This is a genomic window from Buttiauxella sp. BIGb0552 (assembly GCF_004366275.1).
Lineage (GTDB): Bacteria > Pseudomonadota > Gammaproteobacteria > Enterobacterales > Enterobacteriaceae > Buttiauxella > Buttiauxella gaviniae.
This window is the reverse complement of the sequence record NZ_SODY01000009.1, coordinates 65,402-89,700: the sequence shown is the minus strand read 5'-3', so window position 1 is coordinate 89,700 and position 24,299 is coordinate 65,402. Positions and strand designations below refer to the sequence as shown.

Genomic DNA, 24,299 nt, shown 5'->3' with positions numbered 1-24,299 from the left:
ATAAATTAAAATGGGCTTCAGAGGTTTTTTGAACTGGACCATTGGGCTTGTCCGTAACAACAAGTCTTTGGATGAGTATGATGAAGATTTACTAATGTTCGGTCCTGGTAACGAAGACACTTTGTCGCCCTATTCTCATGTAAACGGCACGGAGAAATACAAGATCCCAAAATGCCCCAATGAAGAGGTTTTAAAATTCGTCGAATATCCGTCTAAGCCTCGCGGTATTACTGTCTTCAATGAGCAATCAATTTTGTCATTGCATGTCGACAAACTTAAAAAAATTTCTATGCGTATTGCTATCGACGATAACGACATCAGCGATGATGCATTTACTTTTACCAATCTCATTACAAAACCACTGATCGAATTTATTCGGTGGGTTCATTTACTTCCTGCGTCCGAGAATCATCACCACAATGGTATTGGGGGGCTTTTCTCCCACAGTCTGGATGTGGGCCTTTTATCTTTAATCCAGGCTTATGATTCAGAACTGGCACCCATTGGATACCAGGATGAGGAGGTACAGCGTAAAAAGGCATACCTGTATGCCGCATTTATATGTGGCCTTGTTCATGATGCTGGCAAAATTTATGATGTTGATGTAGTGAGCAGTGACACATTAAAGACCACCACATGGAATCCAACCGCACAAAGTTTACTGGACTGGTGCAATAGCGAGAACGTTAAAAGCTACGAAATTCACTGGCGAGTCCGTAGGGTTAATCAACACAATATCTGGTCCAGTGTATTCCTTGAAAGAATACTGAATCCCACCTGCCTACGTTTTCTTGGAGTAGTCTCAAGAGAACGTATTTATGACAGAATGCTCTCATCATTAAATTCATATAATAATGCTAATGACTTTTTATCGCGTTGTGTGAGAAGAGCGGATTATTACTCCACCGGGACTGACCTTAATGTTATACGCGACCCGATTATTGGTCTGCGCTCAACTGATGCTGCTACTCGAGCGATGAGCGCTGTTAAACATAAATTTAAAGATTTGGGTATTAACGACTATCAGTCAAAATCAATGCACATCATCATCGTCAATGGTGAGGTCTACTTCAACGAACAAACATTCCTTGATTTTATTCTTAAAGAGTTTCAGGAAATCAAATTTAACTTCCCGCAGGACGAAGTTGGACGACTGGCATTAACTGAAGCTTTAATTCGTCGCGGCTATATCGAACCGTATAGTGACACACGAATTGTTCATTACTTTATGCCAGGAAAGTACACGGAGAGTGATGTCCAGCAAATGTTTGCCACGGGTATTGCCGAAGTCCCCTTCTATAATCTATTAAAGGTAAAATGGATTGGGCTAATTTTCGACTCCTATTTTATTCCTGACTCAGTGCCGGGGTTGTTTTCGGTTAATGAGAACAGGGACCTTATTCTTATTGATGAATTCCGTAATGTATCCGAATTCTTGCGCCCAATGCCTGGACGCAAAGAGGTCATTACGGTAAATGACAGTTTTGAAACTGCTGCACAAAAGAAAGCGGATTCTGTAAAAGTTATCTCACCAGAGACAGTTAATGTTAAATCGGATTCAGCAGAATCAAACACTGACTCTTCAGTAGCTGTGGATCAACCCCGTGAGGATAACGAAGAGAAAACCCCGTATCCGGTCATTACTGATGATTCACAAGTTAAACCAGATGAAGCACTAGTCCCGCAAACGTCCGTAATTGACGCTCTGACAGAATTGTTTACTACCACCAAAATACCCGATTCAGCCATCTGCCTGGTGGACGGTGTGCCATATGCAGTCGTTAGTGAAATCATCTTACTTGCCCCGGGAACTGAAGAGAGCCATTTAGCCGAGTCCGGGCTGTTCCAGCAGACCTTCCGGGATGGTTCGTTTGATGGGCAGTGGGTCATCAGGGACGAGAACAATATCGCAATTATTGCGCTTGGTGATAGTTTTGCTGGATATCAGATGAGTGGTCGAAACCTCAGGACCACTAAACTGAAGTCTCTCCTTGATTCCGGCCTCTATCAGACCGTAGAACTAAGTGAACGTCATGAAGAGGCTGAAGAACCAAACTTAACGGACCATCAGCCTCTACCACTTCCTCCGGAAAATTATCCGGGGATGGATGACGATTCACCGCCAGCCTATTTATCTGAAGGTCCGGACCTTTGGGACGAAAGCCTGAATCTTGAGTCATGTTTAGATGATGTGTACATGGAGCTGGAGCAATCAGTCTTGTCTGAGCTGCATCACGCGCCACATGATGACTCCGTAGATGCCATAAATACCAGCATAGAACAGGTTGTGAACTCATATTCTGAAACTGATATTGAGGACTCGCATGTGCATCAGGGCGAGGATGTCATTGTACTCGAACAAGTTAAGACACTCACACCACCAGCTCTACCACAGACCGTTGAGCCTGTTGTCACCGCCCCGATTAAAAAACTGCAAGTCCAACCGCAGTTAACCAGCATCTTTTCTCGGATCTCCGAATCAAATTCGCTTTTCGGCTTCACAGAACAGGGAAAAGGCAGCTCTGAGCCGGTGACAAATTCAGGTCAATTGCAACAGGCTAAGAACCCAGACCAAACTGAGCAGGCAGCGTCCGCCGACACGCAGAAAAATAGTGGCAAGACGCTGAATTCCACTGATAAGCCCATTACCCAGAATGTAACCTCCACTGTTCAGGTCGAAATAACGTCTGACTCAACCCCCCTTGAAGTGGACTATGAAAACCTTGCTGGTGAGTTTATGGCACTAGTCACGTCGAAAAAGCAAACCAAACAGTCAGTGGTGAGTTATCACTCCCTTATCGTTTATGACGGTGCGCTTTATGTTGGGACCAGGCGAATCGATAACAAAGCCCTCATTGAAATCCTCAACAAATTTCCGACCTGCAAAGTTAAGGTAAAGAAAACCGTCACTATGATTTGCAGCAAGATAAACATTGCCGAATTAATTGTGGCCGGGGAACGCTCGAACCTTCACTTTGAACACATTATTAGCGAAATCGAGAAAAGTCAGGAGCTATAAATGGCACTCCCAAAAAGAACCAATCTGCATGCTCAGGAAAATCTGTATCGTCCATTACTGGAATACCGAAGTGCCATTGTTTTGTTTATCGCTTCCATATTCATGTTGTATTTCGGCTATGAGGCGGACGGTACGCAAATGGCACCGGTCGTGAAATACTCAGCACTGTTGCTTTTCCTTCTGTCTATTTACCGAGTCTGGACTACGGCCCCGTATTTCCATGCCCACTGGCGCGTGTTTAAGAGAAAATTTTTATTTATCTCCCTCAATGATCTCCGTTCTATCAACAACAGTGACGTTTTCTCTAATGACAGAGACTTTCGCATCGCTCAGGAAGTCGCACACAAGGAAAACAAATCGCTTCCTACAAGAATGACCTATCTATGTGATGGTTATGAATGGGGGTCAGAGCATGGGGACAGGGTTTATCAAATCATCAACCTTTCAAGCGACAAACGGGAAATAAAATTACCTTTCGTTTTGAACCCGATTACCCGGCATTTTGACTCACTGGCAAGGAAGATGGGTGGCGACAATGCCATATTTGCTGTCGATGATCGTCTACCTTTATTCGTGACTGAAGACAACTGGTATGGGCATACCTTGATTACCGGCAACGTTGGGACAGGTAAAACCATTCTGTTGAGGTTGCTCAGTTCGTCAATGCTCCATCTTGGTCATGTGATTGTTGTTATTGACCCCAAGAACGATGCTGACTGGCGGCAGGCACTCGAGCTGGAATGTAAGGAACTGGGGAAGCCATTTTTCCAGTTTCACCCGGGCCAACCATCAACCTCTTGTGCAATTGATGTGTGCAACAGTTTTGTCAACGTTTCGGACCTGACGACACGAATTTTAAGCTTAATTATTGTGCCTGGAGAAGAGAACCCGTTTGTACGTTTTGCTGAATCTCTCGTTTCATCCATTATCGCTGGAATCCGCTTAACTAACAAAAAACCCTCAATAAAAAGTATTTATAAAAACATGCAGAGCCCTCAATCCCTTCAGAACCTGGCTATACAGGCGATGGAATGCATGTATGCAGCACACTACGGTCAGGACAAATGGGTCGATATCGTACGTTATTCAAGTACTGACGCGTTTAAAGAACGCTTCAAGCGTTTATATGAGTGGTACATCGCCCACTTTATGAATTATGAAGGGTCTGAAAAAGTCCATGGCATCGACGTAGTCAGTGAGCTTATTCGTTATTCAACCAGCGAACCTGAGCATATGGCGAAAATGACTGCGTCATTAATGCCATTGTTCGCTAAATTGACCGAAAGCCCACTTGATGAGTTGTTATCGCCCTCTGAATACCCCGCCAGTAACAGAGACGTTATAAACAGTGAGGGTATGTTTACCACAGGAGGGGTTTTATATATTTCTCTGGATGGCTTATCGAATCCAGATACAGCAAAAGCTGTTTCCCAGCTCATTACTTCTGATCTGACTGCTTGTGCTGGCCGCAGATACAACACGGGGGACGGTGACATGTCACAGCATTCCCGAATCAGTATCTTTATCGACGAAGCCCATGCCGCTATCAACAATGCAATGATCAGTTTGCTCGCCCAGGGCCGAGCCGCAAAAATTGCTCTATTTGTTTGTACTCAGACAATCTCAGATTTTGTTTCAGCTGCCGACCAGGAAACAGCGAATCGCATCACCGGTCTATGTAACAACTACATAAGTCTTCGGGTAAACGACAACCCAACCCAAACAATTATCATCGATAACTTTGGCAAAAGCTCTATAAGCTCAAATCAGGTGACTTATACGACCGGCGCCGAGACAACTTTGCCTCATAATAACTTCACTGGCGCTATGGCGGAAAGGAAGTCCACCAGCAGAGAAGAGACGATTCCAAAAGAATTACTCGGTCAGATGCCTATGCATCATATCGTGGCTCGCCTCCAGGATGGACGGAAAATTGTAGGACAAATTCCTATAGCTATCCCTAAGAACCAGATGAAACGAAATACAACTCTGACCGATATGATTTTTACGCCAGTGAACAAACTCACCGTGCGAGAAAACATTAATAAAATAAAAATAGATAAGTACATAAGGACAATACAGTGAATTCAGACAAAGTTGTTTTGACACGTTCGCAGTTATTTCAATTATGCCAACCCGCCAGACGTTTTAAGAGCCTGGTTAACAGACGCTTCCAGTCTCTGGGTTTGCAGCATGTCACCTCTGGCGTAGCCGTGTCCCGTATAGCTACAATAGAGAAAAAGGTTCAGGAACTGTCTTCACGTTTCTTTATCGAGCGAGACATAAGTTTATTGCGCAGCGCATCAGAAACACTTTCTGAATTATTCCTGTTAAAAGGCGAACTCGTTTTAAAAGACAAATATGGCGACCGGGAGTACTGCTATTGGTCCGTCACCAATGGGCCATCAGAAGAATGGATCAAGGAAGTGGCCGAAGCGAATGACAAGAGTGTTGTGTCATTCAATATCGACTTTGATCCATGTGAACAACGTAAAGAGCATGTCCAAAAAAACAACCTGATTCTGGGTGGCTACCTGCTTCCCTCTTTTATAGACCTGACTAAATCAGTGTCACCATTTATTGAAATCCCTGAAAAAGTAACTTTCAGTGGGGTAAAGCGTATTGAGCAGCCACAACATCTCGGCACCGATTATGAGCAGATAATTACTTTTGAAGATTCACCCTTCCTGAGTGAGTTAAAAAAGAGCTTGCTCTCCAGCATTGAATTTTTACCCGACCAGACCTGTTTGTACGTCAGCGCGTTTAACCGGATTATTGATAAAGCAGTTTTTCCTTACATTGATAAAGATACAGCTGATATCAACAGCCCGGGCATCTGCCAGAAAATGGTTGAAGAGTTTACCGACACCCTCCTCTCTTGCCCGGTATACAGTACAGGAGTGAAAGACGAGTATCGGATCTGGACGCCATGGAGTTTTAACTTTATTGATTTTTCCAGACTGGCCTACAGGTTCAGTTCGCCAGTGTATACACCTGACCCGGGTCAACTGCACTGGCTTAGTGATGAGCACCGCCAGATGGCCTCTTATACGCTAGTAAATAATATTATCCCTAAGCGATATCAGTGGCAGGTCGGAATTCCTACCCTATGGAAAAATCAATACCGAACTCATTCTGAGCATAAAGAACTTTTGAGAGAGTGGAGGACGTGAGATGGCAGACTCAAATAGCCAGAGAAAATTAATTTTCAAATCGTTTATCTACCTTGGTCTTTTATTTTATCTTGGCTACAGTTTGTTCATACAAGATACTAACGAACTGAGCAACCAGATCAGGGATGAAATAGTTTCGAGCAAATCCATCATCCCTACAGAGCAGTGGCAAGCCGTAACTAAAAATGCTGAATTGACATTTAACTACTTAGCAAATGATCTTGGCATGGTTGAATACCTCAATAGAGTGCTTGTGCCCGAGGTTAAGGATATAGAGCAAAGTGAAAAGGGATTTAATTTAGCAGCGGGTATGTTTATGTCATTTTTTTATACCGCAGCTAAAAACATTCCGCTTTTAGTTTTTCAGTCAATTTATCGCTGGCACTTGGTTCTGGGCTGGTTCTTTGTTTTTCTTCCGTTCATTGCTGCATTGATAATTGATGGAATGTATCAATGGAAACTGAAAAGGTATGTGTTTGGTAATGTCACGATTCAGTTTTACAGAGTCTGGTTGAAAGGGTTCTGGCTGATAGGTTGGCTGACACTTATTTACTTATTGATGCCTAACATGTCGTTATTTAATAACATTGCACAATTATTTCCACCATTGGCATTATTCATTCTCGGGATCGCTCTTAACAGGTTGTGGTCCAATTATCAGAAACTTATGTAAGGCAAAAGTATGTTCAAAAAGAAAAGTACTAAACCACCAGCGACATTTAACGAATCTTTTAATTCACAGGCAGATCGCTTTTTTCGCATGTTTAAAATAACAGCAGCGTCAAAAATGGTCATGACTGGTGTGGCCGTTATTGCTGTTGGGTTTTCTTTTTATAACCTGTATGACAATTACATGGAGACTGAAGGAAACAGGACTCATATAGCTGTCATTAAAATAACGGGAGAGATGGGCTCCGGCTCCCGCACCGGTGATGGGGTTGAAATAGCGCAAGCCATTTCCAAAGCTTACAACAACCCGAACGTACGGGCTGTACTTATTGAAGCGGAGTCAGGCGGTGGCGGCCCATCTGATGCCATTCTGATTTATCGTAAGCTTCAGGAACTACACAATCCCAAAGGCCAGATTAAGCTAATTAATGCAGGCGGTTTTCCGTCCACCAGCAATGACCCCTCTCCAGATTTAAGCAAAGTTGCTGCGGTCAAAAAAAATGTACTTTCTATTTTGGGTTCAGGTGTGGGGCAATTTAATGTCGATGACCGAACTGCATATAAGCCGGTCATCGTCAGTGTTAAAACCATCTGCGCATCTGCATGCTATTACGCAGCCTCCGCAGCTGATGCTATCTATGCTGATTCCAATGCCCTTATAGGCAGCATCGGGGTAAGAATGGAGCACTGGGATGTATCGAAGGTTATGGATACCGTAGGTGTCAGAAACGAAACACTGATTGCCGGTGAATTCAAAAATGCTCTTGACCCCTACCGTCCCCTGACCGCCACTACCCGGGAGTTCATGCAGGATGAAATCCTTGATGGCATGCATAAATCATTTATCTCGGATGTCGAGGCCGGTCGAAAAGGAAAAATTGTGAATCCCGAAGAGGCCCAATCGATTGGCTTGTTCTCTGGCAAAATCTGGATGACACCCACGGCCATCAAGTACGGGTTGATTGATGCTGACGTTACCACGGTCGAGCTGCGGGAGAGATTATCCACGCTTTACGGTACAGATAAATTTAAAGTGTACAACGAGGCCCAGCGAAACCTGCGTTCGGCTTTGGGCATGTTCGCTTCCCTTGCTTCATCACTGGAATACGTCAACAACACCCTGGCCGGTATTGAGTCCAGTTCGTCCACCAGCACCCCAACAATGAGATAAACCAATGGATACAGGGATGTTGTTCAATATCGCACTGTGCGTCTGTGTAGCCCTACTTATCGCAGTCATTTTCTGTCTACTGGAAATGATTAAAAACGATATGAAGGAGCGGAAAACGGCCGGGATGATTGCCCGACTTCTTCCTGATGACAAGGCGGGTCTTTTTAGCGATGTCACCGTGCTTATGCCTCGCGGACGAACCACTCAAATTGATCATGTGCTGGTGACAACTCACGGCCTCTATGTCATTGAGGAAAAGAACTATGTTGGCACACTTATCGGGGATATAAATGAAAAGAAATGGTTGAAATTTAGACACAAAAATAGACTCCAACTGAACAATCCCTTCCGTCAGAACGAAGCCCATATACATGGCATCAGGCACATCATGGATGACCCTGAGCTTGAGTGTGTAAACGTTGTACTGATCAATGGCCCCTGCAAATTCAAGGGCGATAAACCTGAGTGGCTATGCATGGGCATGAAGGAGATGGCGGACAACATAAAGCGTAGACAGGACATGAGTATCATCCATCCTGAGAAAGTTACTTTTATCAGGAATCAAATCAGCAACAGGCGCTTAACTCCTGGGCTGATGACGGATCTCACTCACATTAATAGCCTGAATAAGCGCTTTAACCAGAGCATGAAACTTACATATCTGGTGACATTTATGTTTGTAAAAACCTATGGTCGGATACTGAATTATCTGGGAGGAAACAAAACTAAGTACCGTTAAATTACGGATTTAATTCAGGGATCGACTGCCAGCCAAGCTGCATGTTGAGCATGGCGTCATACAGTGGCATACCAGGCAAAAGATAAATATCTGTCGGGATTGCCCCCTCTTGTGGGAAACCATCAGCTACCAGCAAAAGCTGAAACCTGAGCCCCTTGCTGCGGTAATGTAGCTGAACGGGCTTGGCTGCGTTGTCAGGCAGGATTTCATACTTGCTTGCCTGGCAGTAACCTACCCACTCACTGACCATTGTATAAGCCTGTGAATTGTACCGTCCGTCCAGATCACCTTTTGGACGGCGGTACGGAACTATGGCTGGTGAGATAAAAACCGTCTTTCTTTCCATCAGTCATCCATTGTGTTGAGAGGGTTGAGAGGATTTAAAGGCGAGACGACATTGTAAGGGCAGGTAATATGTAAAGGGTCATTCAAATCTTTTAGACCTTGCTGGCTGACAGCCTGATTTATTTCACTCTGCGTCATAGCTTCCTTCTTAGTACTGATTACCGGCTTCACTGCTGGCATCACTTTGCGGGGCTTGTCTTTTTTCAGCGTGAAGAAAATCAGCAACGCAATACCGATGCAAAGCAGTACTAAATCTTTGATGATGAAAAAATCCATGTGAACCTCCTTAGTAATGTATTTATTGTAACGCGAATCCTGAAATACCTAATAGGCTCATGGGAAGAAAGTGAACAAATCCACACAGTAACCATACCGTTTCTGCTTTCAACCTTTAGGGAAAAGAGAAGCATAATCCTAAGGTTATCCACCTAACTACGGATTCGAACCACCGTTACAAAACTGCCGCCGCCCCCAGGGATTACATTAAAACCCCGACATATCATTTTCCCGCATGCATCTGTCCAGTCCGATTTTGTGGGTAAAAAGTAACTTTCCTGATTTACAGCCATAGCTGGACATCCCTACCGCTGCCTCAAACCCATAATGCTGATCACTGCTGGCCCTCGGCTACCTGAGTGCAGGATTTCACGTAACAGACGCATATTGCCGGGGTTCTGCCATCCCCTACACAAAGACTGAGAAGCGTCGGAAGTTTGCCTGCGGCCCCGTTCCTTTTACGAATGCATGCCTTTGCTTGGGATCAACTGGCCTAAAACACCGTGAAAGAATCCTGCTAATCGCCTGTAAAGCATCCATGACCTTCCTCCTTAAGCCCCCTACCTGGCTGGTAGTGAGGTGATAACCTTTAATGGCCGACTGGATGGGGGGAAAACATGATCACGACATTCACAAAATCACTGGCTAAGCTTTTTGCACACACAGAACAAATCAAATTGAAGACGGCTCCGAAAATTAGCCCTGCTGAGATTTCGACGGTTGGGTTATGGGTGAAATTACCTTCTCCGCATGTCGTGTGTTTTCTCGATCTTAATCGTGTACTCCATGCCTGCCAGAATGAGTCGTTAGAAAGGATGCCCTTACTTGAAAACCTGCTGGATGAATGCCCCAGTATGTACATCGTTATCACCAGCTCCTGGAGGGAGAGTGCAAGTATCTCCTACCTGAAATCGCTGTTTAGCGCTTCGTACAGAGACAGAGTGATCGGGGCAACGGGTTCGCTCTATATCAGCCAGGACAAGATGGGAGTCAGGGCCGCTGAGTGCGAAGACTTTGCGTTTACCCATCGAGTTAAAAGTTTTATCTGTCTGGATGATGGTTGTTCGCTCTACCCGGCAGGCTACCCACATCTTTATCGCACTGACTATGCCACCGGTTTGAAAGAATCTGATATTCCCCTCATCACCGCCCGTTATCAGAGCTTGATGAGCCGGTGGGGAAATCTCGAAGGCATCTGAAATTTTGACCTTCCAAAAGGTCTGTTCAGAGCCTATCTCTGGATGGAAGGATGCCAGCTTGAATTGCCCTCCTGGGCTCTGTTCGATGTAGTCATGTGCTGTAGGTTAACTTTCCGATCTGTCCACCAGCTGGATGCCGGGTGAGCGAAAGAGATGGCACGTGTCCGGGCTGAAAAGAGCGTTCTTCGCAGGATACGAGCCGGGTAAGCGGTAATAGACATTCGTCCCGATCACACCCATGTCAGACGCAGACTCTTCCCGGATGTAAAAAACCCCGTTTTGAACGGGGTCTGAAGGTGTGCCAGTTACTGGGTTGCTTTGATACCATCCTCTGTCAAATACCGATTGAGTTCTAAGGCGGCTCCGGGCTCAAAGTTCCAGTAGCCCCAGCGCATATCTCCTTCTTTAGTGCGGATCACAATCCGGAAATGGCCTGCGGGTTGCTTATCTTCGATAAAGACATTGTTATAACCGGCGACAACGGCCGTCGCCTCATTCAGTGGGATCGGACAGTTGTTGGTGAATAATCCTGACATGGGTATGTCTTCCTTTTTTGATTGCCAGGCCGGTGCCTGGCGTATTTAGTTAAGCGGCAGTCTGGGCAGTCTGAATGCCTTTGATATGACGAAGAATGTCAGAAGCGTTGTTGTAAGACGGCAGGTGGTAAAGCAGGTCTGAAATCACGCCTCTCATCTGCGGGAGATTCAATCCACAGTTAACGTTGGTTTCGCCTACATTGGCCCGTGGATAAGCTTGCAGAAACTCATTGAGTACTAACTCATGGACAATGCCGACATGAATCAAACCCAGTGGTCCGTTATCGCGGAAAGAAACCACCCTGAATGCTCCGTACCAGCCGGATTTACTGAAGAAATCAAACGCCTTGAGTGCCAGACCGTTGTATAAACGAAAACGTACGTTTTGGTTAGGATATTCATGGTCGCCAATGTAGCAACGGTTCACATAGATACCCGTTGCCAGCTCTACCGGCGTGTCATTGCTTGCGAGGCAATGGAAAGGAGTGACTTCGCTTGAATTAATAACTGAAGCATCAGTATCATATTGTTTAGCAATAAAAGCAGCCATATCAGCCCCTGCCAGCTCTTTAATTACTGCAATGTCATTTACCTGTAGGTTTACGTTATTCATTTTGGTTACCTCGTTGCGTTGAATTAATGCAATTATTCCATGGCTGTAAAAAAAGCTAATAGGGTTCTGAGATATTTTGCAGATTATTTTAATCAGCGGGAAAGAATCAAACCTGTACGGCATTCAAATAAAGCCGGAAGGTGCCCCCCGGAGGTATCCAGTTCTAATGAGATCAGATCAGCGTCAATTCCATTTGATGTAAAAAAATAAGCATCGTACGTTTTATTTTCGTCATCTTTAAAGATACGAATAATATTAATCTTTCCCGGATTCATAAATTCAAGATGGATGCCATAGCGAATGACATCCTGATCAACCTGGGCAATTTTTAATACAGAGGTGAACTCAACAAATTCACTCAGCTTTGCCTCGTAGTTGTCCGACAGAGCCAATTCACTGAGGATGGTATCTGCGGTCTCCGACTGGAGTTTGCGGTCCACACTAAACTGAGCAGTGCCAAGGCTGCGTTGCACTGGCTGAATCTGACTGATCAACGTGAAAATCGTGCTATCTTTCGATGGCTGTAACATCATCATTCCTTTACGGGGCGTAATCGCCCCGGTGATATTGAGTCAGGCAAAAGCATCAATGACATGGTCGCATTGTTCGAATGAGATGCTCTTATGTTTAAGGAGTTGGATTAAGATAAGGTTTGGTACTTTAGACTGACACCAGGCATTAAATAACATTTGCCATGGGCCAGAATAACAGCCTGCGGCTTTATTTCGCTCTTTCGCTGTACTGCATTTTGATAATGCCGTTTGATACAGCGCTTCATTTTCAGTTGCTGAACGCGCCTGAAGAACATCATAGAAATGATTAAAGATTTTTTCTGAACAGTTCCCGGCAAACGATAATTTACTATGCTTTTCCATAACCCCTCCTGTTTAATTATGATTATCATAATAGAGACCTGAAAAAGGTTAATAGGGATTTAAAAAATAACTGGATAATAATTTAACTCTGGCAGCATACTAAAGTTTGAGCAAACACCAATGGCAGAATGATTATTTTCCGTTTGCAATACTGTAAATAATCTGCTGTTCCACAGCGATATAATAGTGCTGGCCGGTGTTCTCTGCTTTAGAGAGACCACCAGCGAAATTTTGACCAGAAAGAAGTATTAACGTAAGCGATGCCTATGCGCACAAACGCCGATCCCTGCTCATACGGTCTGAAGATCGGCAGTTCACTTTTGCAGGTGCTTTAACCGGTCTAACCCAGAGTGCCTTTGCCATTCCCACGTTAGATATCGAAACCAGATACCAGCCCTTCCCTCTTGGTTTTAAGGGCTCCCAGTCTGGGATACGAGTATCACCTTGCTTCCAGCAGTAAAGAAGAGAGGCATTTTGCGGTTCGGTATCAAGGCGAGTCTCTCTGTATTCATACCCTATAACCTTCAGCCAGCTGTGTAGCTCAGCTGGATTGAGAGTTGCCGGGTGCTCAGGATGTTGCCACAAGCCTTCAGGATTCCGGACCACCGGCATTGAGGCATAGAAATCGCACCGCCCAGCGATGCGGTGAGCAGTCACCAGGTCAGCAGGGTTCATACCATAGTGCCGCGCTGCGGCCAGAAGACCATGGTGCGGACCGAACATCGCTACATAGTCTTCCACTTCCTCCGCAGTCAACCACAGCAGACGGTCAGGTTCGCCTGCGTCATCAATCAAACGGATTTGCGCAGTATCACGGCGTTGATGGGCAATATGAATGAATTTTTCCAGTGTGATGATCATGAATTTCCCTTCAGGCTAACTTGCTCATTTGTGTTAAGGATTATAAAGCCACCGACCCACGGAAATTCTCGCATAAGTCCGTGTTTTGAGGCGCCTGGCTGTCACGGTTTCATCGACATCATCAGAACTCTGCTTGCGGCTCGGCTCCTACTCCCAGGATCTGGCGAAAGTAGGGATAACGGCGGGAAACTTCAGCTTCAAGCCGCGCATAGTCATAATTGCCATTGTGAAAAACGGCGGTCTTAAGTACTGATAAATATTTGGTCTCACTGCTATCGCTGTCGATAAACCGGATCTGAAGCATTTCACTGGCACTTCTTGCGATGGCTGCGTAATGAATTGCCCGACTACATTCGTCGCGCATAAATGGTTTGACGGTTTTCTCGTCCACCCGTCGCATGTTATGGGCTATTGGCAGGAGAGCATCAATAGCCTTGTTCATCAGACTGATTTGCAGTTCCAGACTCTGATACCGGTTATCTGTCGACGCAGGGGCCACCAGCACATTTTCGGCCTGGAGGGTGATGAACAACGCACCCCAGTCAGGCTCACCGCAGTAGTCAAGTTCAGCGGGTTCTGCTGGCTGTTTGAATGCCGTTGCCATGGCAAGCGCCATCGTGCTGACAATGTCGGTCGTGCGGGTATCAGCGGACAAAACCAGAATGCCGTTGATCGCCAGAGCCTGGTAAGGGCTGTTTGGTGAGCGGATTAGTTTCATTTGTGTATACATGGAAACTCCTGTCAGGTGCTTAGCAAAACATCAGTAACCGGCTGACTTACCCCGGCCGCAGCTGCTGTGGGACAAATCGTTAATGAAGACGCAGGTGCTGGTAACCACCGGTAGTCTCGGCCAGCGTTTTACGAAGCGAACTGAGTACCTTCTCCAGTGATTCAATCGTGGCCTGTGGGTCCATATGGAAATTGACCGCCATCAGGTTGGTGGTGCTGTCCTGAGTGATATCCACCATGGGTACGTCAATGCATTTGCCATGCTGATCAATCGCCGTACATTTAATGAAAACCTTGGTCTCAAGCTCCTTGAGCTCAGGAAGCTTCATCGCTTCATTTTTAATGACTGATTTGTTCATGGTGGATATCCCATTCAGTTGTTGTTCTGTTGGAATGATTTTAATACGAGCCCTGAAAATGCTAATAGGGATCTGGGGAATATATTGCATAAATATCAATAGTTAATCGGCATAAAACGGCGCGGTAAGTCTAAAGTTTATGTGGGGAAATTTAAGATCTGTCATCAATTTTAAATGGCCTCTCGGAGCGCCGGAACAATTGAGATATTTACTTTTCCGGATGTAATCCATCCATTGGGATCAGGTTCAGGCGAGATGGCGAGATGCTGAGATGGCTTTTCTGATTGAGAGGTGTTGCGTGTTAAGGGATACCATTTGACGAGCGAGATAGCGGTAAGCTATCAGTGTTGATATCCCTCCATATTCCGGTATTGCGCCAGGGTACATACGAGGGGGTTATTCACAAGCTAATCAGTAAGAATGGCCTCATAACTTCATAATAGGCCCTATTTTTGGACGTTGTTGAAGTTGTGGAACTCATCTACAGGCACTATCAGTTTGTCCCCATTTGGGGCCGAAATTTAGCGAACTGATTTCCCGCAGATTCGAAATCTTCATTTGTCTGTTCGACTGATACGACAGTTGCCGTTCGTTCTGAGCCAGCAAATACAAATGTTGTCGAACTTGAGGGGGGATTTCCGCCCCCCACGGCCCTGAAGTAAAGATAATTACTTTTTCTGACGAGCCTGTTTTGCAGCGTGTTTTTCCAGGAAGTCAGACAGGGAGTCCATGTAATTGGCGATAGCCATCATCTCATCATCAGTCAGTGTCAGGGTATGCGTAGTCTGGGAACGCGTCTCACCATCCTTGATTTTGCTGTCTTCAATCAGGCGTCTGAAGAACGGCACCGCCAGGTCAGTAGCCGTAGTCATCAGTTTTTTACTGACGACTTCAGAATACGCTGGAGCAACCGGCTTCTGGTTACCCTTATTAGCAGGAGGAGGCGTTACGTCAGCATTGTCGTCGTTCTGACCATTACCTGCATTGTTGGATTGATTCAGGTCTGTATCGACCTCACCGCCATTCTCTTTCGGATCAACATCCGCACCGCTATTCGCGTGGTTCTCCGCATCGATAACCGCACCAGCATCATCATTACCCGGCAGGTCTGTCACGTCATTGTCTTTGTTCTCAGGCTGCCCACCAGCTTTGGTATCATGCTTCTGTTGCAGGTCACCAACCTTCATTAAACGTAAGGTTTTATCCGTAGCTTTGCCGTAGATCTCATTCGCTTTAATGATGTTTTCAAATGCCTTTTCACCAGACAGCATGTATTCATCCAGGGCAGCGTACATGCTCACCTGCTTACGAATAATGAGCTCCTGAATATTGAGTGGCAGATCAAGCAGACTGATGAGCTTGCGGATGTGCTGCTCGGACTTGCCGTGCATCTTGGCAAGATCAGCGAGTTTTACGGGTGCGTCCTCATCCTGCAACATGTTACGCATGGACGTAGCGACAGCGATATCTGACAAGGGCAGAACTTTGTTCCCGGTGAATGTAATGGCTTCAGCCTCAACATTCGTGCCACGGAATTCTTCAACCTTAATTTCTGTGATCCGTTCCTGGCCTTCTGCGGCCAGAATGCGGTTTGCCTTAGCAATACCACGAGTTCGGCAAGCTCCCTGACGCAGGACCGGCACACCGCCAACCATCTGAACAACGATAGCCGGTACGTTCAACGCATCGGTAAGGTATGCATGCGCCAGGCTGTCAATGTGAGCAGCAACATCAGGTAATGAGTAATATAATTCCCCCATCCCTGCTACGCGGGTGTTGAAGCCTGGGACTTCTACAACAATAGACGGGTCAATGACCAGACCATTGTTTTTGCGCTTGCCGTGCTTGGTGCGTTCCAGATAAGTACGCAGACTCAGTTCTGGAGTAGATGGTTGCTGATCAATAGTTTCTTGTGCGCTCATGCCTTTAGTCCTTTTCATTGATGTTCGAATTTTGTGGCTTACGAAACTACCTTACCAGGAGAGTCGAAAATCCTAAGGGGGGTAAACAGAAAAAGTTACTTTTTTTTTCACTGCCCTTCCTTGAGCATTTTACGTCATGAGTTTTGTTGAAATTTTCGCTTAAGACGTGAATTATCGCGTTTTAGCGTTGGCGCCAAACATCAGCCTGTTACGGAAATTCTTTCACGTGATGATTTCTGACTAACACTGTTCGGTGCCTAATCACTAAACCACAGTTACGGTCACGGTAAAAAGTTACTTTTCCGAATGTAAGGACTGGAGGACGTGGGAGCGGAACTGAAGAGCCAGGCAGCAGACAATGCAGTCGGGGCGGCATTCTTGAGATAACCGCCGCGCCATGGATCTGCTATTCATTCGTGGCATGAATAAGAAATGATAATGGTTCTCACATATGCGGTGCATAAAGCGACCAAAGACACGCTGCATTTCTAATTATCAGCCCGTGAATGACAGAAATCAGCAGGCTGCTTTACGAACTCATTTATTTTTCCCGACTGCGTTTTTTACTTTACAGGCTATCGCTGTTCCTCCGGCAGGGCCATGTATGCTTCATGGACCTCACGAAAATCCAGTTTATTCAGATTGCGCTTAGCGTCGATATAGCGATCAACAGCCGCTTCATCAGTGAAGTCAGGCTTTGGAATTGCAGCCCTTAACGCATTGCGCTGGCGGACCACTCTGTTCAGTAATGACTGTCCAGCTGCTGACGGGCTATAGCCATAGTTATGTTGCATGAAAACCTCTTTCATTATGATGGAAGAAAAGCACTTACTGTAATTCCAAATTCCATTGGTGATTACCGCGTGAACACAACATCTTCAGAGTCTGACAAAAGCTGTTCCAGACCCTGAAAGTACTGCTTCAATTGATTGAATTGTTCCATCAGTGGATCTTTGAAGACTGTCCGTATAATCGGCTTGTTGAAGAAGTCTTTTTTCGCAGAATTCTCTATATAGAGTGCTCCTCCCAGCACGAGTGTATTCAAAGAGATATTTCTCGCCACCTCACCTGCGACAGCACTGAACATCTGGACCTGATCCCTTACCCGGCTGTTTGTGAACTCATAAGCAACGGAATCCACGGTTTGTCCGGCCAGTGCCAGAACAACATTCTTCATTTTGGAGTCGAGCTTGATGTCTCCTGCATACTGACGTTCGACTTCAGACAGGCATACTTTGAGTTCATGTATAAAAGGCTTCTTATCGCCTATATATCTAGCCAGCTCTTTAACATTTGCCCCGGAAATGGGTGGTTCATCCCGTTTTGCCTTATCCTTCCATCCGGTCAGAATTTCAGCGGTGTAATGCTGTGGGTCGGCATCCACCAAATTATGGCAATCACGACACAGAGCAATACCATTTTCTGGAGACTTCAGCTCTTCTGGCGATGAATGTGCCGCATCAAATCTTGGCCCCCGGTCACGGGCAGGATAAATATGGCAAGCCTCCCCCTGAAGTAAGGTTTTACTTTCTTCCTCGTCATAGGAGGTTAACGGTTTCCGGCAAGCGGGATTCGCACAATACAGGCGAGATTCAATGAATATTGTAAATTTAGTCTGATAGCTAAATTTGCTTGGTGGTTTCATTAAAATGTCCTCAGGGTAAAAATAAAATCGGTCTGTGCTATTTAACACGTTACGGTTTTATCGACACATGCATGGTTTACCTTAAGCTGGCGACGTAGCTCTGTTAGATCCCGCACACTTCGCTTCCACCGAAATACATTTCACATCAATAACCCACACCCATGCATCTGGATTCCATGAGTCTTTACCATTCATCATTTCCCATAACCAGGAATACACCTCCGTGGCATTATGGCTGGCTGCCCCGAAATACTGCATGCCCGGTTGCAGGCAAAAGCGTCCTGAAAATGGTAGCTGACAGATGCCTTCACGCAGAACATCCCTTTCACTGATCTCACCCAGCCTTTCAGCTCTGACATTGGTGATCTCCAGCAAAATCCGGCTTACTGAGCGTGGCATGAAGATTGAAGGCTTCCAGCACGAACGTCCATCAACGGCACCATCATCATCCCCCCATGTAAAACCGCCGTCTGCGGCGTAGATTGCATGTCCTGAGTAGTACCCGTTTCCAAAGGGCATCTCGTGAATGGCCGTTGCGGGACGATCAGGCACCCAGGCCGTAATATTTCCCCCTTCGTCCAGATCGTGGCTGACAACACCCCACGTCTCTCTAACCCACAGGCGGTCTCCCGGCATGCCGAAGGGAGACGTAACCCGCCCAGGTTGACAGGTTTTGGCCCCTCGCAACCACCAGCGAAAATAGCCATCATCGCATTTGCGCAGTTCCTGCTGCTTGCTGACTGGTTGCATTTTAACTAAGCGTCTGGTCTGTGTTTTCCTTCCTTCAAGTAAAGCCTGAACCATTGCCCCTTTAAAACTTACACCGCGTTCTTTCAAAATAGCGTCTCCTGTAAATGGGAATCCGGTACTCACTGGTATGAATGGACTTCAGATGTTGGCGCTGCGTTCCGCGTATAAGGTTGCTGCCATGGATCTGCCCTTTTCCGTGAGGGACAACAGCAGCCTGAATTTTTCGTCATGTACGAGGGTCAGCAATTCACGGGAAGAAAGGGTGCGACACGAACACCTGAAATTAGATGCATGCACATCACTTCTCCGGTTGTTATTCAATAAGGCCCGTATTCTGGTGGCATGAATCTGGCTGATATTGACTCTCTGCTCGATGCCGTAGAGGACAAACAAAACATCACTCTGTAGGGACGACAGGCGTCTGGCCGTTTCCGGGATGGGCGCCATGGCCGCAGGATGATTACGCTGCATTCAACTGCCCCGCTTTATCGAAAGTTACTTTTTCTTCAGTAATAGTTCGACCGCAACCAGGCATGGTGACATTTTCTTTCTGGACCATGCGGCGATATTCAATTTCCCGGAATGACGTCAGATCTGAGAAAATGGCATCAAATAGTGAGTCACCATTTTGTCGGCTGATATTTTTAGTAGCGCTCATATATACCTCGCCTGTTATTAGCTTTTCTGTATTAGCAAAAGAATATCATTGAGGCTTAAAATCCTAAGGGAGTTACAGACGGAAAATGAAGGGGTGTTTATAGAAGTGACGGGTGTGACGTTACTTTCGATTCCGTCCGGGGTTTAATATATTGGTGGGTTCGATTAATAATCGAACATGCGTTTGACCGTTGAACATGAGTTCTCTCACGATACTGATTATCAGGTGATGCCATCTCCAGCTTTTATTGTATACCTGCGAAACGAGGTGATTGGGTAGGCCAGGCAGTGACGGAGTTCTTTAAAGGAAACTGACCTGACATTTGAAATCAGAAGTTCATATAAACCATTCCTGAATCCATAGAATCAATGTCGGGCTTGTCATATACTTACGGCCTAAATTAAACGTTCAACGTCAAAAAAGAGTAATCATGGATTTTGTTAATATCATTGATATAGCGTTAAAAGTGGGCTTTCTCGCACTGGCAATCAAATGCTTCTTGATGGTTAAGTTCCTTCATCCTGAAACGACGGATAGGGCTGGTGAACGTTATACCGATGAGGATTTAAAAAGAGGAGCGAAAACCCCGCAGAGCAAGGCTCACTGCAAAGAACGTCGCAACTGGTTTTTTGTCGGTGGATTATGTTCTCTGGCGGCGTTTTCATATGTAGCCTGGGGGTAATAGCATCAGTCGGGGATCTGCGGGAACCCTGCAATTACCCGCTCAATTTCCAGTTTCTTTTCGGCCAGGAGTCGGGAAATATCCTTCATGACACCTTCGGGGATATTTCGGTCGCCAGAGAGCCACTGGCGAATGCGTCTGCCATCTGACAGACCCAATTCGCGTCCCAGTTCGGTTTGCCATCGTTCCCCGTAAAGTGCATGCCCTGCGAGCTTTAAAGCCGCCTTCTTGTCATCTTCCAATGTCATTGTCCCGTATCATTGGTTACCGCCTGCATAAAGCGGTCCATATAACTCTGCCCAATCATTTCGAGCATTGTAGGCATCAGTGAGAAAGTATCGGTATCGACCCCGGCCGCCATTCGGTGCTCACTAAATTTGTTAGCTTGCTGGAGACGTTCAATAAAAACGTCAATGCAACCTTGAATGCCATTACGCTCAGCTGCCTCAACCATCACGTCAGCGTGATAGCCATTGAGAACCAAGAAAACCCTGGCCTGCAAAACAACGGACGTAGTATCACTGCCGTAATCCGCAAGATTCCGTGCATAACTGATGTGAAACCCATCAAAATTACGGGTCATATTTGGCATGACCACTTGAGTTACCGGGCAGCGTACGGGTGAAAACCCATTTGAAAGTAAATTATTAACTGTGGAAGTCATCATTTTAGCCCCCTGAGGCATAAAGTGGGCGGCTCGATAGCCATCCCTTAAAATGAATGTACCTTATTTTAGGTACATAGCAATGGGGGTTGCGGATTTACCACAAAATTATTTGAGCGAATTGCTCTGATTTAAGGCGGAAAGCGCCGTTAGTTCACCATTGTCCAAAGACTTCATTTAGACTATATTTAAACCTCAACCTAAGTCTGAGGTTTGTCATGAAAGTCGAAACAATTAGTTATGTTAAGAAAAACGCCGCAACGCTAGACCTGGCTGAACCTATTCTGGTTACGCAGAATGGCGTACCCGCGTATGTAATTGAGTCATACGATGCTCAGCAGGAACGTGAGAACGCCATAGCATTACTCAAGCTGCTTACCCTTTCTGAGAAAGATAAAGCCGATGGCAAACTTTTCTCAAAAGACGAGTTACTGGCTGGCCTCCTGTGAGTTCAATTACCATCCAGTACACCCTTACTGCCAGGGTGAGCCTTGAAGAGATAGTGAGTCATCTGAGAAGGCTTGATGTTGACCCGTCCAGTGTGATCCCTGCGGTTCTCGATCACTTCGAAAGTAAAGTACGGAAGTTTCCATTGGGATGTCAGGTCTGCCCGGAACTGCTTAAAATCGGCTGCGCAAAATATCGTGAATGTAATACACCCGATGGATATAGAGTTTTGTATTCGTTGGACGACAGCGTTATAACAGTCCATGCAGTGATGTCACAGCGTCAGGATATTCAGCAACTTCTGTTCAGACGGCTGATCTACGTTTAATCATTTTCTGCTAAATGACCGGAGTACAAGATGAATAAAAACAAGATAAACATTTTGAAAAGGTACTTTTAATGGAAATGACTCGCGAACGGAAAATTCTTTTGGCGTCCATGGTTCTGGCTGTTACTGGTTGGGTGACCGCTGCCGTACTTATGACAAATGTTGGAACTTACAAATTACAAGCTGAACGCTCAGAATCGAACGCTACCAACTGGAAGCGTCAGGCAGGAAAAGCCTACACTGAATTTCTGAAAAGTAGCTCTGCCCCAGGTAGTGCGACGTTCCTTATCCCTGTTGGCGCCAGTATCCAATGCAACACAAATGCGAGCCCGGACAACAGCAAAGCGATCATCGACTGCAACAATGCCATAATTTACCCACCAAAGGAGTTTTGATTAGCATTCTTTCGGTTACAGGCCTGGCAACGACACAGGCGCTCCTTCTCGTTGACGAACAAGCCTGGATGACGGCACCAATCGGCTTTTCATAGACATAACCCACCATTTCCAGTGGGTCAGCGTCCTTAACCGGGAACATCACAATGTTTGACAGTTCTTTCTCGGTTTCGGTAGTCATCATTAGCCTGCTGTGCTTTCAACTTGAGACGGGAAATCCAGCGACTCATAAAAATCTGCGTCAGTGGCTTTGGTCGCCTGGTGAAAATCGTGTTTGCCCTTGTCCACCAGCGCGAAAACTTCATCCTTCTGATCGAGGTTATACACATGGACGCTCAGATCACCTATGGTGTAAAAGCCCAGGCGCTTAGACGGGCAACGGTTTAATACCGCTTGCGCATCGTCTATCCACTTCTGTTCCGCTTTGGTTAGCTTTGCCATAATTGGTTAATCCTCTTCCGGGCAATTATTACAGGCAACGTTGTCACCCATATCGCACATATTGCATTTTTCAGCGCCACAGTGAGGGCATTCATACAGTTCATCAGGAGCTTCGTTGCCGCAGCCATTGCACTCTTTTAGTTGCTCAGTCATTTTGTTTTTCCTCGGCGGCGTATTCAGCCGCACTGATTATCTGAAACTCTGCGTTAATCGGTTGGGCCTTCAGCACAAAATCAACTTGATCGCGGTTGATGGTCTGCCAGGCTGAAGCCTGCCCGTTATAGCCGTTGCGGATACGATATTGATAAACAGGAAGTGCTGGCGGTGGCGCTGGTGGTGCAGCGTAAACAATGCGGCCCTCGCCCCCAGCCTCGGTGACTTCTTCGTAAATGCGCTTTTCAGCATCGTACCAGTGCCAATCCCTGAGTTGATAGATTGGAAGCTCCGGCGTGGGAATGCTTGGCCCTTGATAGAGCATTACCTGGCGGCGTGGGTCAGCAAACTTATTCGCAGTACCGCCAATAGGGAATAAATACCCGCACCCACTATTACCCGCATCCCTTAACTCTTCTGAGTCAGTCCACGCTACAGCCGTTTTAGCCGCGCTACGGTACTGCTCCAGCTCGGTATTTTGAGCGTGGAGCAAATCAATCATTAACGTAAGGTCGGACGGCGCCAGGAGTTTATCGAACGGCTGGCGGGCCATAGCCTTATCGTAATAAGGCACGTCTTTATTGGCGGTAGCCATGTAATGCTCGGCGGCTTTTTTCAGGTCGCGTGAGTATTGGAGTACTCGCTCGATGAATGATGCGTTTTCAATTGTCATGATACTTGGCCTCACTGAAACGAGGTATTTTTGGGTGACCGTGAAAAACGTCTACGGTCGATATCGTCGCGCTGTAACGGAGGGATATAAGCTGTCATATAAGTTTTATCACTTCAGCCTGGTCGGATTTAAACAGAAACAATATCCCCGCATCGTTATCACCCCCTGCGCCAAAATCTTACACAGGAAGAAGCCGACTGATTTCCCGTTTAGCCTGCTGCCTGGCGCGGTGTTTACTGGCACGAAGAGCATCACCGTAGCCATTACCTTTTCTGTAGCCACGTGAGCGGCACAGTGCGCAAGTACAACCTTGTACAGAATATGACTTCCCGTATGCTTTCATGAATAACTCTCCATAATTTGTTGCGGTGTGGTCAGAAGTATTCGAAAGTTACTTTCCTGCTGCATGCAGCATTTCACTCACGCGGCGTTTGTGGTCACAGCTCTGAGGAACGCCTGTAAAATTTGTTGTGTAGAAAAACTCCAGCCTCTGTCTTAAGTTCGCGTCATCCAGCTTGATTGCCGGGAGCGAGGCATTAGTGAAAATCCGCCGTTCAGTGCGGTTAAGATCAGACCAGTAGAATTCTTTGCCCAGATGACAGAAAGCTATCTGGTCATTCACGAACAGCTTCATAGTCATAAGCCGCTGCTTGCCGTCCACGACTTCAATGTACGGTCCATCAATGTTGCCCCAGTCGGGCAAGCGGCAAAGAGCCACATGTCCAAGCGGGAATCCTGATGCCGCTGTTGCCAGAAATGCCTGTTGCTCGGCATGCCCCCAAACGTATTCACGTTGATACTCCGCATCAAAGCTAAGCGCCCCATGCGCCATCCAGTGGATATAACTGTCTATCTGGATAATGCTGACTGCTGGACTGAAGCGCTGAAGCCCTGTAAGCCTGTTTTCCATAACTCTCCCCTGTATACCCCTCAATAACCCCAGCTCGATAACCTGGCACTGCACCTGGCTTCCATGC

General features: G+C 46.1%; 32 protein-coding genes. 11 read left to right on the top strand and 21 right to left on the bottom strand.

The features are described from left to right. The first annotated feature begins 10 nt into the window (after positions 1-10). The 6 genes from mobH to EDF88_RS22335 are packed head-to-tail and all read left to right on the top strand — an operon-like array spanning position 11 to position 8,771. Complete coding sequence (gene mobH, locus EDF88_RS22360) at positions 11-3,019, top strand: MobH family relaxase (protein ID WP_134187406.1); 3,009 nt, start codon at positions 11-13, stop codon at positions 3,017-3,019. Continuing rightward, entirely contained in the window at positions 3,020-5,104 is a 2,085-nt protein-coding gene (gene traD / locus EDF88_RS22355; protein WP_134187404.1) for a conjugative transfer system coupling protein TraD, read from the top strand. Beyond that, positions 5,101-6,192 carry a hypothetical protein gene (locus EDF88_RS22350; protein WP_134187402.1) on the top strand — a complete coding sequence of 364 codons (1,092 nt, stop codon included), beginning with the start codon at positions 5,101-5,103 and terminating at the stop codon, positions 6,190-6,192. The genes traD and EDF88_RS22350 overlap by 4 nt, the downstream gene beginning before the upstream one ends. Before the next feature lies 1 nt (position 6,193). After that, positions 6,194-6,865, top strand: coding sequence for a DUF4400 domain-containing protein (locus tag EDF88_RS22345; protein ID WP_134187400.1), 672 nt, complete (start codon positions 6,194-6,196; stop codon positions 6,863-6,865). Between the two features lie 9 nt (positions 6,866-6,874). Further along, a complete protein-coding gene (locus tag EDF88_RS22340; protein WP_134187398.1) occupies positions 6,875-8,032 on the top strand; it encodes a S49 family peptidase in 1,158 nt (385 codons plus the stop codon). Positions 8,033-8,048: 16 nt separating this feature from the next. After that, on the top strand, positions 8,049-8,771 hold the full coding sequence (locus EDF88_RS22335) for a nuclease-related domain-containing protein (RefSeq protein ID WP_166672013.1): 723 nt from the start codon (positions 8,049-8,051) through the stop codon (positions 8,769-8,771). Between the two features lies 1 nt (position 8,772). On the opposite strand, the gene EDF88_RS22330 is transcribed toward EDF88_RS22335, so the two are convergent. Then, complete coding sequence (locus EDF88_RS22330; protein ID WP_115632115.1) at positions 8,773-9,117, bottom strand: hypothetical protein; 345 nt, start codon at positions 9,115-9,117, stop codon at positions 8,773-8,775. Beyond that, positions 9,117-9,392: a hypothetical protein gene (locus tag EDF88_RS22325; protein ID WP_134187394.1), complete on the bottom strand. Its 276-nt coding sequence runs from the start codon at positions 9,390-9,392 to the stop codon at positions 9,117-9,119. Before EDF88_RS22325 ends, EDF88_RS22330 begins: the two co-directional genes overlap by 1 nt. Before the next feature lie 617 nt (positions 9,393-10,009). Here EDF88_RS22325 and EDF88_RS22320 point away from each other — a divergent pair. Then, positions 10,010-10,591: an HAD domain-containing protein gene (locus tag EDF88_RS22320; RefSeq protein WP_166672012.1), complete on the top strand. Its 582-nt coding sequence runs from the start codon at positions 10,010-10,012 to the stop codon at positions 10,589-10,591. A 305-nt stretch (positions 10,592-10,896) separates the two neighbouring features. Here EDF88_RS22320 and EDF88_RS22315 read toward each other — a convergent pair whose 3' ends face one another. The 13 genes from EDF88_RS22315 to EDF88_RS22255 form a co-directional block, all read right to left on the bottom strand. Continuing rightward, the gene (locus EDF88_RS22315; protein ID WP_134187392.1) at positions 10,897-11,127 is read right to left on the bottom strand and encodes a DUF905 family protein; all 231 of its coding nucleotides are present in this window, start codon (positions 11,125-11,127) and stop codon (positions 10,897-10,899) included. 49 nt (positions 11,128-11,176) lie between these two features. Beyond that, positions 11,177-11,740, bottom strand: a complete 564-nt coding sequence (locus EDF88_RS22310) for a hypothetical protein (RefSeq protein WP_134187390.1) — start codon at positions 11,738-11,740, stop codon at positions 11,177-11,179. 92 nt (positions 11,741-11,832) lie between these two features. Continuing rightward, entirely contained in the window at positions 11,833-12,270 is a 438-nt protein-coding gene (locus EDF88_RS22305; protein ID WP_134187388.1) for a hypothetical protein, read from the bottom strand. 42 nt (positions 12,271-12,312) lie between these two features. Next, entirely contained in the window at positions 12,313-12,615 is a 303-nt protein-coding gene (locus tag EDF88_RS22300; RefSeq protein ID WP_134187386.1) for a hypothetical protein, read from the bottom strand. A 264-nt stretch (positions 12,616-12,879) separates the two neighbouring features. Further along, positions 12,880-13,476: a hypothetical protein gene (locus EDF88_RS22295; RefSeq protein WP_134187384.1), complete on the bottom strand. Its 597-nt coding sequence runs from the start codon at positions 13,474-13,476 to the stop codon at positions 12,880-12,882. A 121-nt stretch (positions 13,477-13,597) separates the two neighbouring features. Further along, complete coding sequence (locus EDF88_RS22290; RefSeq protein WP_134187382.1) at positions 13,598-14,206, bottom strand: hypothetical protein; 609 nt, start codon at positions 14,204-14,206, stop codon at positions 13,598-13,600. Positions 14,207-14,285: 79 nt separating this feature from the next. Beyond that, positions 14,286-14,564, bottom strand: a complete 279-nt coding sequence (locus EDF88_RS22285) for a hypothetical protein (protein WP_134187380.1) — start codon at positions 14,562-14,564, stop codon at positions 14,286-14,288. Positions 14,565-15,232: 668 nt separating this feature from the next. Beyond that, positions 15,233-16,486, bottom strand: coding sequence for a DNA-binding protein (locus tag EDF88_RS22280; RefSeq protein ID WP_134187378.1), 1,254 nt, complete (start codon positions 16,484-16,486; stop codon positions 15,233-15,235). 575 nt (positions 16,487-17,061) lie between these two features. Then, positions 17,062-17,280 (bottom strand): hypothetical protein, encoded by a 219-nt coding sequence (locus EDF88_RS22275; RefSeq protein ID WP_134187376.1) that lies wholly within the window; start codon positions 17,278-17,280, stop codon positions 17,062-17,064. 62 nt (positions 17,281-17,342) lie between these two features. Then, on the bottom strand, positions 17,343-18,131 hold the full coding sequence (locus EDF88_RS22270; RefSeq protein WP_134187374.1) for an HNH endonuclease signature motif containing protein: 789 nt from the start codon (positions 18,129-18,131) through the stop codon (positions 17,343-17,345). A gap of 81 nt (positions 18,132-18,212) precedes the next feature. Beyond that, a complete protein-coding gene (locus EDF88_RS22265; protein WP_134187372.1) occupies positions 18,213-18,968 on the bottom strand; it encodes a hypothetical protein in 756 nt (251 codons plus the stop codon). 51 nt (positions 18,969-19,019) lie between these two features. Further along, a complete protein-coding gene (locus tag EDF88_RS22260; protein WP_134187370.1) occupies positions 19,020-19,352 on the bottom strand; it encodes a chromosome segregation protein ParM in 333 nt (110 codons plus the stop codon). After that, complete coding sequence (locus tag EDF88_RS22255) at positions 19,342-19,539, bottom strand: hypothetical protein (protein WP_134187368.1); 198 nt, start codon at positions 19,537-19,539, stop codon at positions 19,342-19,344. Before EDF88_RS22255 ends, EDF88_RS22260 begins: the two co-directional genes overlap by 11 nt. Before the next feature lie 430 nt (positions 19,540-19,969). On the opposite strand from EDF88_RS22255, the gene EDF88_RS22250 reads away from it, so the two are divergent. Beyond that, on the top strand, positions 19,970-20,221 hold the full coding sequence (locus EDF88_RS22250; protein ID WP_134187366.1) for a hypothetical protein: 252 nt from the start codon (positions 19,970-19,972) through the stop codon (positions 20,219-20,221). A 5-nt stretch (positions 20,222-20,226) separates the two neighbouring features. Here the strand turns inward: EDF88_RS22250 and EDF88_RS22245 are convergent, their stop codons facing one another. Then, positions 20,227-20,469, bottom strand: coding sequence for a hypothetical protein (locus EDF88_RS22245; RefSeq protein WP_134187364.1), 243 nt, complete (start codon positions 20,467-20,469; stop codon positions 20,227-20,229). Next, complete coding sequence (locus EDF88_RS22240) at positions 20,466-20,888, bottom strand: hypothetical protein (RefSeq protein ID WP_134187362.1); 423 nt, start codon at positions 20,886-20,888, stop codon at positions 20,466-20,468. Before EDF88_RS22240 ends, EDF88_RS22245 begins: the two co-directional genes overlap by 4 nt. 215 nt (positions 20,889-21,103) lie before the next feature. Between EDF88_RS22240 and EDF88_RS22235 the strand changes: the two genes are divergently transcribed. From EDF88_RS22235 to EDF88_RS22225, 3 genes are all read left to right on the top strand, one after another. Further along, positions 21,104-21,334, top strand: coding sequence for a type II toxin-antitoxin system Phd/YefM family antitoxin (locus EDF88_RS22235; RefSeq protein WP_115632108.1), 231 nt, complete (start codon positions 21,104-21,106; stop codon positions 21,332-21,334). Between the two features lie 5 nt (positions 21,335-21,339). Further along, positions 21,340-21,660 (top strand): type II toxin-antitoxin system RelE/ParE family toxin, encoded by a 321-nt coding sequence (locus tag EDF88_RS22230; RefSeq protein WP_115632183.1) that lies wholly within the window; start codon positions 21,340-21,342, stop codon positions 21,658-21,660. A gap of 71 nt (positions 21,661-21,731) precedes the next feature. After that, on the top strand, positions 21,732-22,055 hold the full coding sequence (locus EDF88_RS22225; RefSeq protein WP_134187360.1) for a hypothetical protein: 324 nt from the start codon (positions 21,732-21,734) through the stop codon (positions 22,053-22,055). A 183-nt stretch (positions 22,056-22,238) separates the two neighbouring features. On the opposite strand, the gene EDF88_RS22220 is transcribed toward EDF88_RS22225, so the two are convergent. The 4 genes from EDF88_RS22220 to EDF88_RS22210 form a co-directional block, all read right to left on the bottom strand. Further along, positions 22,239-22,496 (bottom strand): hypothetical protein, encoded by a 258-nt coding sequence (locus EDF88_RS22220; protein WP_134187358.1) that lies wholly within the window; start codon positions 22,494-22,496, stop codon positions 22,239-22,241. A 6-nt stretch (positions 22,497-22,502) separates the two neighbouring features. Further along, positions 22,503-22,649 carry a hypothetical protein gene (locus EDF88_RS24760; RefSeq protein ID WP_166672011.1) on the bottom strand — a complete coding sequence of 49 codons (147 nt, stop codon included), beginning with the start codon at positions 22,647-22,649 and terminating at the stop codon, positions 22,503-22,505. Then, positions 22,642-23,322, bottom strand: a complete 681-nt coding sequence (locus EDF88_RS22215; RefSeq protein ID WP_134187356.1) for a hypothetical protein — start codon at positions 23,320-23,322, stop codon at positions 22,642-22,644. The genes EDF88_RS24760 and EDF88_RS22215 overlap by 8 nt, the downstream gene beginning before the upstream one ends. A gap of 391 nt (positions 23,323-23,713) precedes the next feature. Beyond that, positions 23,714-24,232, bottom strand: coding sequence for a DUF262 domain-containing protein (locus EDF88_RS22210; RefSeq protein ID WP_134187354.1), 519 nt, complete (start codon positions 24,230-24,232; stop codon positions 23,714-23,716). Positions 24,233-24,299: the final 67 nt, after the last annotated feature.